A 14,757-nucleotide genomic window follows, 5' to 3' on the forward strand; every position below is an offset into this window, starting at 1 on the left:
GCTGCTTTGAGGCATGAAAAACCCGGCTGGCTGGCCGGGTTTTTCATGCCTGCATTGTCGAGACGGCGGGGCATCGTTCCAATGCTGGTGGTTAAGGGGTGTGTTGTCGTTTTGGGGCGCGCAGCGGCCCCAGGATCTCAAGGTCCGCTCAACCGGTAGGGATCGAGGCTTGCCCGGCCGATAAAAAGGCTCAGCGCCCGGTTTGCTTCGGTTTGTATGCACAATACCCCGGTCGCGGCCCCACCTTCGGGTGGTTGCGGCAGGTGTCTGGCCGTACGTCGTAGATGGTGCACATCCGGCTCTTGCGATCCAGGTACAGGCAGTCGTCGTTGCTCATGCGCGCCAGGGTGAAGATCCCTGACTTCTGGTTGAAACGCTCGATGATGCCTTCCTTCTGCAAGCGCTTGGCCACGTTCTTCGGCGGTTCGTCCTTCTCGAACTCATCCACCACGCCGATGCGGATCAGGTCCTTGATCTTCACCTCCACGGGTAAGGTGCAACAGGTCGAATGGCAGCCCCCGCACATGTGGCTGGCATAGCGTTGCCAGGTATCCAGGCGGTCGACTTCGGCGGCGGCGATCAGGGTCGGTTTCATCGTTATGGGGGCGGATCACGGTCTTGGGGCGCGCGATCATACCGGAGCCGTTCAATTTGTGAACAACCTTTCGCCCGATTGCCCAACGGATCATGAAAACCGCGAACCGGCACTGTCGCTCCGTGTCGAAGCGTCTAGGCTGAACAATCTCCCTCCGCTTTCGTCAACTTGCCCGAGGATGCCGCATGTCCCAGGAACCCAAAGCTCGTGACGCAGAGGTGGCTGCTTTTCGCGCCGCTGTACTGGCCAAGCTGACCTATGCGGTCGGCAAGGACCCGGAGCACGCCTTCGACCACGACTGGTTCGAGGCCATCGCCCTGGCTGCCCGCGATCACATGGTCGATCACTGGATGGACCACACCCGACAGGCCTACCGGCGCAGCCAGAAGCGGGTCTACTACCTCTCCCTGGAGTTCCTCATCGGCCGCTTGCTGTACGACAGCCTGAGCAATCTGGGCCTGCTGGACATCGCCCGCGAGGCACTGGAAGGGCTGGACGTGGACCTCGAGCGCATCCGTCTGCTCGAGCCCGATGCGGCCCTGGGCAACGGCGGCCTGGGGCGCCTGGCGGCGTGCTTCATGGAAAGCATGTCCACCCTCGGGATCGCCGCCCATGGCTATGGCATCCGCTACGAGCATGGCCTGTTCCGGCAGGCGCTGGTCGACGGTTGGCAGCAGGAGCAGACCGAGCACTGGCTGGATTTCGGCAACCCCTGGGAGTTCGAGCGGGCCGAGGTGATCTACCCGATCAGCTTCGGTGGCAGCGTCGAGACGGTGTACGACACCCACGGCCAGCAGCGCCAGGTCTGGTGGCCGGGCGAGACGGTGCGGGCGGTGGCCTACGACACGCCGGTGGTCGGCTGGCGCGGGGCCAGCGTCAACACCCTGCGCCTGTGGCGCGCACGGGCCCTGGAGGAACTGCACCTGGAGCGCTTCAATGCCGGTGACCACCTGGGGGCGGTGGCCGAGGTGGCGCGGGCCGAGAGCATCTCGCGGGTGCTTTACCCGGCCGACAGCACCGAGGCCGGCCAGGAGCTGCGCCTGCGTCAGGAGTACTTCTTCGTCTCGGCCTCGCTGCAGGACCTGTTGCGCCGCCACCTGAACATGCACGACAACCTGCTCAACCTGCCGGAGGCCGCGGCCATCCAGCTCAACGACACCCACCCGTCGATCGCTGTGGCCGAGTTGATGCGCTTGCTCGTCGACCAGCACGAGATCCCCTGGGACACCGCCTGGGACCTGACCGTCGGCACCCTGGCCTACACCAACCACACCCTGCTGCCCGAGGCCCTGGAAACCTGGCCGGTGGCCCTGATGGAGCGCATGCTGCCCCGGCACATGCAGATCATCTACCTGATCAACGCCTACCATATCGACGCCCTGCGGGCCAAAGGCCTGCACGACTTCGACGTGCTGCGGGCGGTGTCGCTGATCGAGGAGGACAACGGCCGCCGGGTGCGCATGGGCAACCTGGCGTTCCTTGGCTCGCACAGCGTCAACGGCGTCTCGGCGCTGCACAGCCGGCTGATGAAGAGCACGGTGTTCGCCGAGCTGCACAAACTCTACCCGCAGCGGATCAACAACAAGACCAACGGCATCACCTTCCGTCGCTGGCTGTTCCAGGCCAACCCGCAGTTGACCGCCATGTTGGTCGAAGCCTTGGGCGCGGAGGTGCTGGACGACCCGCAAGGCAAGCTCGAGGCCTTGGCGCCGTTCGCCGACAAGGCCACCTTCCGCCGCCAGTTCGCCGCCCAGCGTCTGCACAGCAAGCGTGCTCTGGCCAGCATCATCCAGGACCGCCTGGGTGTGACGGTCAACCCCGAGGCGCTGTTCGACGTGCAGGTCAAGCGCATCCACGAATACAAGCGCCAGCTGCTCAACCTGCTGCACACCGTGGCCCTGTACCAGGCCATGCGCGCCGAGCCGGACACCGACTGGGTGCCACGGGTGAAGATCTTCGCCGGCAAGGCTGCCGCCAGCTATCACCAGGCCAAGTTGATCATCAAGCTGGCCAACGACATCGCCCGGGTGGTCAACAACGACCCGACCGTGCGGGGCCTGCTCAAGGTGGTGTTCCTGCCCAACTACAACGTCAGCCTGGCCGAGAGCATCATCCCCGCCGCGGACCTGTCCGAGCAGATCTCCACGGCCGGCTACGAGGCCTCGGGCACCAGCAACATGAAGTTCGCCCTCAATGGCGCCCTGACCATCGGCACCCTGGACGGCGCCAACGTCGAGATGTGCGAGCAGGTCGGTGCCGATAACATGTTCATCTTCGGCCTGACCGCGCAGCAGGTGGAGGCGCGCCGGCGTGCGGGCGACTTCGGCGCGGCCACGGCGATCGCCGCCTCGAACCGCCTGGGCGATGTACTCCAGGCGATCCGCAGCGGGGTGTTCTCGCCGGATGACCCGGCGCGTTACGCGGGCCTGCTGGATTCGCTGGTGGCTCATGACCGCTTCCTGGTGTGCGCCGACTTCGACGCCTATTGGGATGCCCAGCGGCGGGTCGAGGAGCTTTGGCACGCGCCCCAGGACTGGTGGCGCATGGCGGTGCTCAACACGGCGCGGATGGGCTGGTTCTCGTCGGACCGGACGATCCGCGAATATGCCACCGAGATCTGGAAGGCCCTGGATTGAGGAAGGGCACTCATGGGGCGAGCGGTGCTTTTGGGGGCCGCTTCGCGCCCCAGATGACAGCTGGAAGTCTAGACTGACCGGCATCGAGGCCCGCCAATGAGGCCTCACCTGACAACCGGCCCGGCACTGGCTGAACTCACTGCCCGATGTGCCGTCTGAAAGCCCAGGCGAGTCTCACTGCTCGCTAGCCCGCAACTCTCCCTGTAAACTGCGGGGGTTTTTCTACCCCTTTCCATCTTCGGAGCCATACATGTCCCGCGTTACCCTGAGTCGCTATCTGATTGAGCAGACCCGCAGCAACGATACCCCTGCCGATCTGCGCTTCCTGATCGAAGTGGTGGCGCGTGCGTGCAAGGAAATCAGCCATAACGTGTCCAAGGGCGCCCTGGGCGGCGTGCTCGGCAGCCTGGGCACCGAGAACGTGCAGGGCGAGGTGCAGAAGAAACTCGACGTGATCTCCAACGAGATCCTGCTCGAGGCCAACGAGTGGGGCGGTCACCTGGCCGGCATGGCTTCCGAGGAAATGGACAACGCCTACCAGATCCCGGGCAAGTACCCCAAGGGTGGTTACCTGCTGGTCTTCGACCCGCTGGACGGCTCGTCGAACATCGACGTCAACGTCTCGGTCGGCACCATCTTCTCGGTGCTGCGTTGCCCGAACGAGTACCTGAGCCAGAACGAAACGCTGAACGAGAAGGCCTTCCTCCAGCCAGGCGCCAAGCAGGTCGCCGCTGGCTACGCCATCTATGGCCCGCAGACCATGCTGGTGCTGACCCTGGGCAATGGCGTCAAGGGCTTCACCTTGGACCGCGAGCTGGGCAGCTTCGTCCTGACCCACGAGAACATCCGCGTGCCGGAAAGCACCGCCGAATTCGCCATCAACATGTCCAACCAGCGTCACTGGGAAGCCCCGGTGCAGCGCTACGTGGGCGAACTGCTGGCCGGCGACACCGGCCCGCTGAAAAAGAACTACAACATGCGCTGGATCGCCTCGATGGTCGCCGACGTGCACCGCATCCTGACCCGTGGCGGCCTGTTCATGTATCCACGCGATGCCCGCGAGCCGAGCAAGCCGGGCAAACTGCGCCTGATGTACGAGGCCAACCCGATGTCGTTCATCATCGAGCAGGCCGGTGGCGCGTCCACCAACGGTTACGAGCGTATCCTCGACATCCAGCCAGAGAGCCTGCACCAGCGCGTGTCGGTGATCCTCGGCTCGAAGGAAGAGGTGGAGCGCGTCACCGCCTACCACAAGGAGTAAGTCATGCTCGCACCTTGGCAGCCGTTGCTGGAATGGTGGTTCGGTTGGGGGGCCAGCCCCCAGGCCGTGGCTGACGAGAAGAGTACGCTGTGGTTCGGCAAGCACCACGACGACGAGGCGCGCGAGTACTTCGGCGAACTCGTGGAGCATGCCCTGGCCGGCGGCCTGGACGAGTGGCAGCAGAGTCCCCAGGGCTGGCTTGGCCTGCTGTTGCTGCTCGACCAGTTGCCGCGCATGATCCACCGCGACACGCCACGCGCCTTCGAGGGCGACCGGCGTGCCCAGGTGGTGGCCATGCAGGGCTTGCAGAAGGGCTGGGACTACCAGCTGCTGCCGATCCAGCGGGTGTTCGTGCTGCTGGTGCTGGAGCATGCCGAGGTGCTGGACTGGCAGAACCTGTGCGTCGAACGCTACCAGATGCTGCTGGACGAGCAGCCGGAGGCCAACCGCCGGCTGTTCGAGGGGTTCCTTGACTATGCCGAGCAGCACCAGCGGGTGATCGCTCGGTTCGGGCGCTTCCCGCATCGCAACCTGGTGCTCGGCAGGCCGAGTACCAGCGAAGAGATGGACTTTCTCCTGGAACCTGGGTCCAGGTTCTGATCCTGCTGGGGCCGCGCAAAGCGGCCCCACTGCCATCTGCCATCAACCGACCAACGGCAGGGGGTAAAAGCGGGGTGGCCAGGGAACCGAGGCGGCTTTTTGCCTTCTAAGCTGCCTGCAGGCCGTTGCGCTTGTGCCTACATCTCCAGGAGTGTCCCTTCATGTCGTTGCGTTCCCTCGCCCTGTTGTCCTTGTGCGTCGTCCTGACCGCCTGCAGCAAGATCAACCAGGAAAACTATTCCAAGCTCAAGGCCGGCATGAGCAAGGCCGAGGTCGAGCAACTGCTTGGCACGCCCACTGAATGTTCGGGGGCATTGGGCATGAGCAGTTGCACCTGGGGGGACGAGACGAGCTTCATCAGCGTGCAGTACGCGGCGGACAAGGTGCTGATGTATTCCGGGCAGGGTCTCAAATGAGGCCCCTGTACCTGCTGCTGGGGCTTTGCCTGGCCATGCTGCTGGGCGGTTGCGCCACCTCCGCCAACGACCCGCTGGCGCCCAAGACCGCCGGTACCGTCGACCTCAAGCGCTACCAGGGCAAGTGGTTCGAGCTGGCGCGCCTGCCGATGGCCTACCAGCGTGAGTGCGCCCAGTCCGAGGCGCATTACAGCCTCAAGCCCGATGGCAGCGTCGCCGTGATCAACCGCTGTCGCACCCTGGGCGACGAGTGGCTGCGCGCCGAAGGCAAGGCCAAGCCCCAGGAGCAGGGGCGCACCGACCGGCTGTGGGTGGAGTTCGACAACTGGTTCACCCGCCTGGTGCCAGGCGTGGCCAGGGGCGAGTACTGGATCCTGTACGTGGATGAGCGCTACCGCACAGCGATCGTCGGCAGCCCCGACCGCAAGTACCTGTGGATTCTGTCGCGCAACCCGAACCTGCCGGCGTGGGAGCGCGAGAGCCTGCTGTCCAGGGCGCGGCAGCAGGGGTACGACACCACGCGGCTGATCTGGCGGGAAGCGGACAAGCAGATCGTCAGCAGGCATTGAAAGCCTGTACCGCTGCCTTTCAAGGTAGTTCCATGAGCCAGTTGAGGCCGCGAAGCGGCCCCAACTGGCGACGCTGAGTTTCAACTGACGGGCTTGGCGCTTGCCCGCATCAGCCGAGCAACTGGCGCAGCACCTCGACGAACGCCCGCCCGCTTTCCTCTTCCTGCCCGTGTCGTCCCTGGCGCACCACCCATTGCCCGTTGACCATCACATCGCGCACCTGGCGATCGCTGCCGGCGAACAACCAGCGATTGACAATGGCATCGCCACTGGCCGTGGCCAGGTAAGGGTCCTGCCCATCGAGCACCAGCCAGTCGGCGCGCTTGCCGACCGCCAGCTCGCCCACCACCTGGCCCAGCGCCTGGGCACCGCCCGCCAGCGCCGCGTCATACAGCGTGCGCCCGACCATCGGCTGGTCGCCCCGGTACAAGCGGTTGCGCCGCTGGTCACGCAGGCGCTGGCCGTACTCCAGCCAGCGCAGTTCCTCGACCACGCTCAGCGACACATGGCTGTCCGAGCCGATACCCAGGCGGCCACCTTGGGCCAGGTAGTCCACCGCCGGGAAGATACCGTCGCCCAGGTTGGCCTCGGTGGTCAGGCACAGACCGGCCACCGCGCCGCTGCGCGCCATGGCGGTGATTTCGCCAGGGTCGGCATGGGTGGCATGGACCAGGCACCAGCGCTGGTCGACGTCCACATGCTCGTACAACCATTGCAGCGGACGACGCCCGCTCCAGGCCAGGCAGTCGTCGACCTCCTTCTGCTGTTCGGCGATATGGATGTGCACCGGGCTGGCTGGATCGCCGGCGGCCAGTACCGTCGCCAGTTGCTCCGGGGTGACTGCGCGTAGCGAGTGGAAGCACAGCCCCAGCCGCTGTGCCGGTTGCGCCGCCAGCAGCGGCGCGAGCTGCTGCTGCAGGTCCAGGTAACGCTCGGTGGAGTTGATGAAGCGACGCTGCCCCTCGCTGGGAGGCTGGCCGCCGAACCCCGAGTGGCTGTACAGCACCGGCAGCAGGGTCAGGCCGATGCCCGAGGCCGCGGCCGCCGTGCTGATGCGCCGGGACAGTTCGGCCGGATCGGCATAGGCCTGGCCTTGAGGGTCGTGGTGCACATAGTGGAATTCGGCCACCGAGGTGTAGCCGGCCTTGAGCATCTCGATATACAGCTGGCGGGCGATGACCTGCAGTTGCTCCGGGGTGATCCGGCCAACCAGGCGGTACATCAGTTCGCGCCAGGTCCAGAAACTGTCGTTGGGGTTGCCGGCCACTTCCGCAAGGCCTGCCATGGCGCGCTGGAAAGCATGGGAGTGCAGATTGGGCATGCCCGGCAGCAGCGGGCCGGCCAGCCGCTCGGCGCCCTCGGCCGAGGCCTCGGCGTCGACCTTGGACAGGTGGCCGTCGTCGCTGACCTCGAGGCGGACATTGCGGGCCCAGCCTGTAGGCAGCAGGGCGCGTTCGGCGAAATAGGCGGACATCGGTGGATAACCCCGTTCTGATTATTTGTATATACATATACAGACGTTTGCCTGCCAGGTAAACTCCGGCAAGCTACCGCTCATTCAATCGCACAAGGAAACAAAGCCGTGCCGACACCTCCTGTCTCCGCGCTGGTTGCCCAGATGGGCGAAGGGCCGGCGCCGCTCTACGCCCGGGTCAAGCAGATGATCGTCCAGCAGATCGAGAACGGCAGCTGGCCGCCGCATCACCGGGTGCCCTCGGAAAGCGAACTGGTCAGCCAGCTGGGTTTCAGCCGCATGACCATCAACCGCGCCCTGCGCGAACTGACCGCCGAAGGCCTGCTGGTACGCATGCAGGGCGTCGGCACCTTCGTCGCCGAGCCCAAGACTCGTTCGGCGTTGTTCGAAGTCAACAACATCGCCGACGAGATCGCCGGCCGTGGCCACCAGCATAGCTGCCAGGTGATCACCCTCGCCGAGGAGGCCGCTGGCTCCGAGCGCGCCCTGGCCCTGGACATGCGTGAAGGCGGGCGGGTGTTCCATTCGCTGATCGTGCACTACGAGAACGGCGTTCCGGTGCAGATCGAGGACCGCTACGTCAACGCGCAGGTCGCCCCGGACTACCTCAAGCAGGACTTCACCCGGCAGACGCCCTACGCCTACCTGTCTCAGGTCGCGCCGCTGACCGAGGGTGAGCACGTGGTCGAAGCCATCCTCGCCGAGCCCGACGAATGCCGCCTGCTGCAGATCGAGCGTGGCGAGCCCTGCCTGTTGATCCGCCGCCGCACCTGGTCCGGCCGCCAGCCGGTGACCGCCGCGCGGCTGATCCACCCCGGTTCCCGTCATCGCCTGGAAGGACGATTCAGCAAATGAGCCCGTTGCAGCTGTTGCGCGCCCAAGACTACCCGCGCATGCCCTGGAAGAACGGTGGAGGCTTCACCGAAGAGATCACCCGCGACGCCGGCGAGGGCCTGGAGGGCTTCGGTTGGCGGTTGTCGATCGCCGATATCGAGGAGTCCGGTGGGTTCTCCACCTTTGCCGGCTACCAGCGGATCATCACCGTGCTGCAGGGCGATGGCATGCGCCTGCTGGTCGATGGCCAGGCCAGTCGGCCATTGTTGCCGTTCGATGCCTTCGCGTTCGGTGGCGAAAGCCAGGTCAGCTGCAAGCTGCTGGGCGGGCCGATCCGCGACTTCAACCTGATCTATGCGCCCCAACGCTACCGGGCACGGCTGCAATGGTTCGACGGCACCCAGCGGGCGTACAGTTCGGCGTCGACGGTGTTGTTGTTCGCGGCCAGCGGGCATGTCGAGGCGAGCGTGCCGGGGCATGGGGTACAGCAGTTGGGCTTGTACGACTGCCTGCACCTGGAAGGCAACGACGGCTTGCTGGAGCTGGATGTGCAGGGACGGTTCTGCCTGATCGAACTGATGCCACGCTGATATTTTCACCGTGAAAAGGGGCTGCTGTGCAGCCCAATCGCGGGCAAGCCCCCCACAAGTACTGCGCCGCCTGCCAGGGCTACGCGGAATCCTGTGGGAGCGGGCTTGCCCGCGATTGGGCCGCGTAGCGGCCCCTTCTTATTTTCTGCCGGGCGAGGAACGGTCGAAAATTTTTAGTTGTCCATGCTTGTACATACAAGTAAAGGTGTGTTTGTATATCCCCATCGACACACCGCCGTCGACCTGACCGCAGAGGACATTCCCGTGACTGACAACAACAAATACCGTGACGTAGAAATCCGCGCCCCGCGTGGCAACAAGCTGACCGCCAAGAGCTGGCTGACCGAAGCGCCGCTGCGCATGCTGATGAACAACCTCGACCCGCAGGTGGCCGAGAACCAAACGCTCTTTAACAATCGAATCAAGCAATTCGTGTGGGTGCTTGTGAGTACGGACTGATAGTCGCCAAGATTATCAGCATCACAAGTGGCCATATGAGAAATCACATAGTCATTTGAGATTGCTGAGCCAAGTTTAGGGTTACTTAAAAACCCAAGCAGTATTGAACTGAAGAGTTTGATCATGGCTCAGATTGAACGCTGGCGGCAGGCCTAACACATGCAAGTCGAGCGGATGAAGTGAGCTTGCTCATGGATTCAGCGGCGGACGGGTGAGTAATGCCTAGGAATCTGCCTGGTAGTGGGGGACAACGTTCCGAAAGGGGCGCTAATACCGCATACGTCCTACGGGAGAAAGTGGGGGATCTTCGGACCTCACGCTATCAGATGAGCCTAGGTCGGATTAGCTAGTTGGTGGGGTAATGGCTCACCAAGGCGACGATCCGTAACTGGTCTGAGAGGATGATCAGTCACACTGGAACTGAGACACGGTCCAGACTCCTACGGGAGGCAGCAGTGGGGAATATTGGACAATGGGCGAAAGCCTGATCCAGCCATGCCGCGTGTGTGAAGAAGGTCTTCGGATTGTAAAGCACTTTAAGTTGGGAGGAAGGGCAGTAAGCGAATACCTTGCTGTTTTGACGTTACCAACAGAATAAGCACCGGCTAACTCTGTGCCAGCAGCCGCGGTAATACAGAGGGTGCGAGCGTTAATCGGAATTACTGGGCGTAAAGCGCGCGTAGGTGGTTCGTTAAGTTGGATGTGAAAGCCCCGGGCTCAACCTGGGAACTGCATCCAAAACTGGCGAGCTAGAGTACGGTAGAGGGTGGTGGAATTTCCTGTGTAGCGGTGAAATGCGTAGATATAGGAAGGAACACCAGTGGCGAAGGCGACCACCTGGACTGATACTGACACTGAGGTGCGAAAGCGTGGGGAGCAAACAGGATTAGATACCCTGGTAGTCCACGCCGTAAACGATGTCAACTAGCCGTTGGAATCCTTGAGATTTTAGTGGCGCAGCTAACGCATTAAGTTGACCGCCTGGGGAGTACGGCCGCAAGGTTAAAACTCAAATGAATTGACGGGGGCCCGCACAAGCGGTGGAGCATGTGGTTTAATTCGAAGCAACGCGAAGAACCTTACCAGGCCTTGACATGCAGAGAACTTTCCAGAGATGGAGAGGTGCCTTCGGGAACTCTGACACAGGTGCTGCATGGCTGTCGTCAGCTCGTGTCGTGAGATGTTGGGTTAAGTCCCGTAACGAGCGCAACCCTTGTCCTTAGTTACCAGCACGTCATGGTGGGCACTCTAAGGAGACTGCCGGTGACAAACCGGAGGAAGGTGGGGATGACGTCAAGTCATCATGGCCCTTACGGCCTGGGCTACACACGTGCTACAATGGTCGGTACAGAGGGTTGCCAAGCCGCGAGGTGGAGCTAATCTCACAAAACCGATCGTAGTCCGGATCGCAGTCTGCAACTCGACTGCGTGAAGTCGGAATCGCTAGTAATCGCGAATCAGAATGTCGCGGTGAATACGTTCCCGGGCCTTGTACACACCGCCCGTCACACCATGGGAGTGGGTTGCACCAGAAGTAGCTAGTCTAACCTTCGGGAGGACGGTTACCACGGTGTGATTCATGACTGGGGTGAAGTCGTAACAAGGTAGCCGTAGGGGAACCTGCGGCTGGATCACCTCCTTAATCGAAGACATCAGCCTGCTGATGAGCACCCACACGAATTGCTTGATTCCTTGAAGAAGACGATGTGACGCGACCCTGTGATAGGTCTGTAGCTCAGTTGGTTAGAGCGCACCCCTGATAAGGGTGAGGTCGGCAGTTCAAATCTGCCCAGACCTACCAATTTGTTGTGGTGCAGCCTGTATACGGGGCCATAGCTCAGCTGGGAGAGCGCCTGCTTTGCACGCAGGAGGTCAGCGGTTCGATCCCGCTTGGCTCCACCATGTTGCCGTTACCTGCAGAACTTAGAAATGAGCATTCGTGAATGAATGTTGATTTCTGACTTTTGTCAGATCGTTCTTTAAAAATTCGGATATGTGATAGAAAGACTGATGACGCACTTTCACTGGTGTGGCATCAGGCTAAGGTAAAATTTGTGAGTTCCGCTCGAAAGAGCGACATGCGAATTTTCGGCGAATGTCGTCTTCACAGTATAACCAGATTGCTTGGGGTTATATGGTCAAGTGAAGAAGCGCATACGGTGGATGCCTTGGCAGTCAGAGGCGATGAAAGACGTGGTAGCCTGCGATAAGCTTCGGGGAGTCGGCAAACAGACTGTGATCCGGAGATCTCTGAATGGGGGAACCCACCTAGGATAACCTAGGTATCTTGTACTGAATCCATAGGTGCAAGAGGCGAACCAGGGGAACTGAAACATCTAAGTACCCTGAGGAATAGAAATCAACCGAGATTCCCTTAGTAGTGGCGAGCGAACGGGGACCAGCCCTTAAGCTGGCTTGAGATTAGTGGAACGCTCTGGAAAGTGCGGCCATAGTGGGTGATAGCCCCGTACACGAAAATCTCTTGTCAGTGAAATCGAGTAGGACGGAGCACGAGAAACTTTGTCTGAACATGGGGGGACCATCCTCCAAGGCTAAATACTACTGACTGACCGATAGTGAACCAGTACCGTGAGGGAAAGGCGAAAAGAACCCCGGAGAGGGGAGTGAAATAGAACCTGAAACCGTATGCGTACAAGCAGTGGGAGCCTACTTTGTTAGGTGACTGCGTACCTTTTGTATAATGGGTCAGCGACTTATATTCAGTGGCGAGCTTAACCGAATAGGGGAGGCGTAGCGAAAGCGAGTCTTAATAGGGCGTTTAGTCGCTGGGTATAGACCCGAAACCGGGCGATCTATCCATGGGCAGGTTGAAGGTTAGGTAACACTGACTGGAGGACCGAACCGACTACCGTTGAAAAGTTAGCGGATGACCTGTGGATCGGAGTGAAAGGCTAATCAAGCTCGGAGATAGCTGGTTCTCCTCGAAAGCTATTTAGGTAGCGCCTCATGTATCACTGCTGGGGGTAGAGCACTGTTTCGGCTAGGGGGTCATCCCGACTTACCAAACCGATGCAAACTCCGAATACCAGCAAGTGCCGAGCATGGGAGACACACGGCGGGTGCTAACGTCCGTCGTGAAAAGGGAAACAACCCAGACCGTCAGCTAAGGTCCCAAAGTCATGGTTAAGTGGGAAACGATGTGGGAAGGCTTAGACAGCTAGGAGGTTGGCTTAGAAGCAGCCATCCTTTAAAGAAAGCGTAATAGCTCACTAGTCGAGTCGGCCTGCGCGGAAGATGTAACGGGGCTCAAACCATGCACCGAAGCTACGGGTGTCATCTTTGATGACGCGGTAGAGGAGCGTTCTGTAAGCCTGTGAAGGTGAGTTGAGAAGCTTGCTGGAGGTATCAGAAGTGCGAATGCTGACATGAGTAACGACAATGGGTGTGAAAAACATCCACGCCGAAAGACCAAGGTTTCCTGCGCAACGTTAATCGACGCAGGGTTAGTCGGTCCCTAAGGCGAGGCTGAAAAGCGTAGTCGATGGAAAACAGGTTAATATTCCTGTACTTCCGGTTATTGCGATGGAGGGACGGAGAAGGCTAGGCCAGCTTGGCGTTGGTTGTCCAAGTTTAAGGTGGTAGGCCGAGATCTTAGGCAAATCCGGGATCTCAAGGCCGAGAGCTGATGACGAGTGCTCTTTAGAGCGCGAAGTGGTTGATGCCATGCTTCCAAGAAAAGCTCCTAAGCTTCAGATAACCGGGAACCGTACCCCAAACCGACACAGGTGGTCGGGTAGAGAATACCAAGGCGCTTGAGAGAACTCGGGTGAAGGAACTAGGCAAAATGGCACCGTAACTTCGGGAGAAGGTGCGCCGGCGAGGGTGAAGGACTTGCTCCGTAAGCCCATGTCGGTCGAAGATACCAGGCCGCTGCGACTGTTTATTAAAAACACAGCACTCTGCAAACACGAAAGTGGACGTATAGGGTGTGACGCCTGCCCGGTGCCGGAAGGTTAATTGATGGGGTTAGCGCAAGCGAAGCTCTTGATCGAAGCCCCGGTAAACGGCGGCCGTAACTATAACGGTCCTAAGGTAGCGAAATTCCTTGTCGGGTAAGTTCCGACCTGCACGAATGGCGTAACGATGGCGGCGCTGTCTCCACCCGAGACTCAGTGAAATTGAAATCGCTGTGAAGATGCAGTGTATCCGCGGCTAGACGGAAAGACCCCGTGAACCTTTACTATAGCTTTGCACTGGACTTTGAGCTTGCTTGTGTAGGATAGGTGGGAGGCTTTGAAGTGGGGACGCCAGTTCCCATGGAGCCATCCTTGAAATACCACCCTGGCAACCTTGAGGTTCTAACTCAGGTCCGTGATCCGGATCGAGGACAGTGTATGGTGGGTAGTTTGACTGGGGCGGTCTCCTCCCAAAGAGTAACGGAGGAGTACGAAGGTGCGCTCAGACCGGTCGGAAATCGGTCGCAGAGTATAAAGGCAAAAGCGCGCTTGACTGCGAGACCCACACGTCGAGCAGGTACGAAAGTAGGTCTTAGTGATCCGGTGGTTCTGTATGGAAGGGCCATCGCTCAACGGATAAAAGGTACTCCGGGGATAACAGGCTGATACCGCCCAAGAGTTCATATCGACGGCGGTGTTTGGCACCTCGATGTCGGCTCATCACATCCTGGGGCTGAAGCCGGTCCCAAGGGTATGGCTGTTCGCCATTTAAAGTGGTACGCGAGCTGGGTTTAGAACGTCGTGAGACAGTTCGGTCCCTATCTGCCGTGGACGTTTGAGATTTGAGAGGGGCTGCTCCTAGTACGAGAGGACCGGAGTGGACGAACCTCTGGTGTTCCGGTTGTCACGCCAGTGGCACTGCCGGGTAGCTATGTTCGGAAGAGATAACCGCTGAAAGCATCTAAGCGGGAAACTCGCCTCAAGATGAGATCTCACTGGGGTCTTGAACCCCCTGAAGGGCCGTCGAAGACTACGACGTTGATAGGTCGGGTGTGTAAGCGCTGTGAGGCGTTGAGCTAACCGATACTAATTGCCCGTGAGGCTTGACCATATAACACCCAAGCAATTTGCGTGCAGCGGATTGCGGTGGTGAAGACGCAAGGCCGAAAGTTCGCAACCACAAAGATCACATATCCGAATTGGCTGGAGTGTCCATCTGGATGTTCTGGCAACAGAATTTCTTGACGACCATAGAGCATTGGCACCACCTGATCCCATCCCGAACTCAGCAGTGAAACGATGCATCGCCGATGGTAGTGTGGGGTTTCCCCATGTGAGAGTAGGTCATCGTCAAGATTCATTTCGCAAAACCCCTATCTGCGCGAGCAGGTAGGGGTTTTGTCTTT

General features: G+C 60.5%; 9 protein-coding genes, 2 tRNA genes, 3 rRNA genes and 1 pseudogene. 13 read left to right on the forward strand and 2 right to left on the reverse strand.

Features of this window, described 5'->3' with window-relative positions:
* Positions 1-190: 190 nt before the first annotated feature.
* Positions 191-595, reverse strand: a complete 405-nt coding sequence (locus ABFA30_RS02340; protein WP_368815424.1) for a YkgJ family cysteine cluster protein — start codon at positions 593-595, stop codon at positions 191-193.
* Between the two features lie 185 nt (positions 596-780).
* Between ABFA30_RS02340 and ABFA30_RS02345 the strand changes: the two genes are divergently transcribed.
* The 5 genes from ABFA30_RS02345 to ABFA30_RS02365 all read left to right on the forward strand — a co-directional run bounded on the left by ABFA30_RS02345 (position 781) and on the right by ABFA30_RS02365 (position 6,077).
* Complete coding sequence (locus tag ABFA30_RS02345) at positions 781-3,231, forward strand: glycogen/starch/alpha-glucan phosphorylase (protein WP_368815425.1); 2,451 nt, start codon at positions 781-783, stop codon at positions 3,229-3,231.
* Positions 3,232-3,481: 250 nt separating this feature from the next.
* Entirely contained in the window at positions 3,482-4,492 is a 1,011-nt protein-coding gene (locus ABFA30_RS02350) for a class 1 fructose-bisphosphatase (protein ID WP_225787476.1), read from the forward strand.
* 3 nt (positions 4,493-4,495) lie between these two features.
* Positions 4,496-5,092 (forward strand): DUF924 family protein, encoded by a 597-nt coding sequence (locus tag ABFA30_RS02355; protein WP_225787475.1) that lies wholly within the window; start codon positions 4,496-4,498, stop codon positions 5,090-5,092.
* Between the two features lie 161 nt (positions 5,093-5,253).
* The gene (gene bamE, locus ABFA30_RS02360; RefSeq protein ID WP_225787474.1) at positions 5,254-5,508 is read left to right on the forward strand and encodes an outer membrane protein assembly factor BamE; all 255 of its coding nucleotides are present in this window, start codon (positions 5,254-5,256) and stop codon (positions 5,506-5,508) included.
* Positions 5,505-6,077 carry a lipocalin family protein gene (locus ABFA30_RS02365; RefSeq protein WP_225787473.1) on the forward strand — a complete coding sequence of 191 codons (573 nt, stop codon included), beginning with the start codon at positions 5,505-5,507 and terminating at the stop codon, positions 6,075-6,077. The genes bamE and ABFA30_RS02365 overlap by 4 nt, the downstream gene beginning before the upstream one ends.
* Before the next feature lie 109 nt (positions 6,078-6,186).
* On the opposite strand, the gene ABFA30_RS02370 is transcribed toward ABFA30_RS02365, so the two are convergent.
* The gene (locus ABFA30_RS02370; RefSeq protein ID WP_410045116.1) at positions 6,187-7,551 is read right to left on the reverse strand and encodes a formimidoylglutamate deiminase; all 1,365 of its coding nucleotides are present in this window, start codon (positions 7,549-7,551) and stop codon (positions 6,187-6,189) included.
* 144 nt (positions 7,552-7,695) lie between these two features.
* On the opposite strand from ABFA30_RS02370, the gene hutC reads away from it, so the two are divergent.
* The 8 genes and pseudogenes from hutC to rrf all read left to right on the forward strand — a co-directional run bounded on the left by hutC (position 7,696) and on the right by rrf (position 14,707).
* Positions 7,696-8,406, forward strand: a complete 711-nt coding sequence (gene hutC / locus ABFA30_RS02375) for a histidine utilization repressor (protein ID WP_368815428.1) — start codon at positions 7,696-7,698, stop codon at positions 8,404-8,406.
* The gene (locus ABFA30_RS02380; protein WP_225787471.1) at positions 8,403-8,975 is read left to right on the forward strand and encodes a HutD family protein; all 573 of its coding nucleotides are present in this window, start codon (positions 8,403-8,405) and stop codon (positions 8,973-8,975) included. Before hutC ends, ABFA30_RS02380 begins: the two co-directional genes overlap by 4 nt.
* A gap of 264 nt (positions 8,976-9,239) precedes the next feature.
* Positions 9,240-9,374, forward strand: a pseudogene (locus ABFA30_RS02385) (hypothetical protein); the annotation flags it as partial.
* A gap of 165 nt (positions 9,375-9,539) precedes the next feature.
* Positions 9,540-11,076, forward strand: a 16S ribosomal RNA gene (locus ABFA30_RS02390).
* Positions 11,077-11,158: 82 nt separating this feature from the next.
* Positions 11,159-11,235: transfer RNA gene (locus ABFA30_RS02395), tRNA-Ile, on the forward strand.
* 25 nt (positions 11,236-11,260) lie between these two features.
* Positions 11,261-11,336, forward strand: a tRNA-Ala gene (locus ABFA30_RS02400).
* Between the two features lie 234 nt (positions 11,337-11,570).
* Positions 11,571-14,462: ribosomal RNA gene (locus ABFA30_RS02405) — 23S ribosomal RNA — on the forward strand.
* Between the two features lie 129 nt (positions 14,463-14,591).
* Positions 14,592-14,707, forward strand: a 5S ribosomal RNA gene (gene rrf, locus ABFA30_RS02410).
* The 16S, 23S and 5S rRNA genes sit together here with 2 tRNA genes alongside, the layout of an rRNA operon.
* Positions 14,708-14,757 lie beyond the last annotated feature (50 nt).

It is taken from the genome of Pseudomonas sp. HLMP (assembly GCF_046365545.1).
GTDB classification, from domain to species: Bacteria; Pseudomonadota; Gammaproteobacteria; order Pseudomonadales; family Pseudomonadaceae; genus Aquipseudomonas; species Aquipseudomonas guariconensis_B.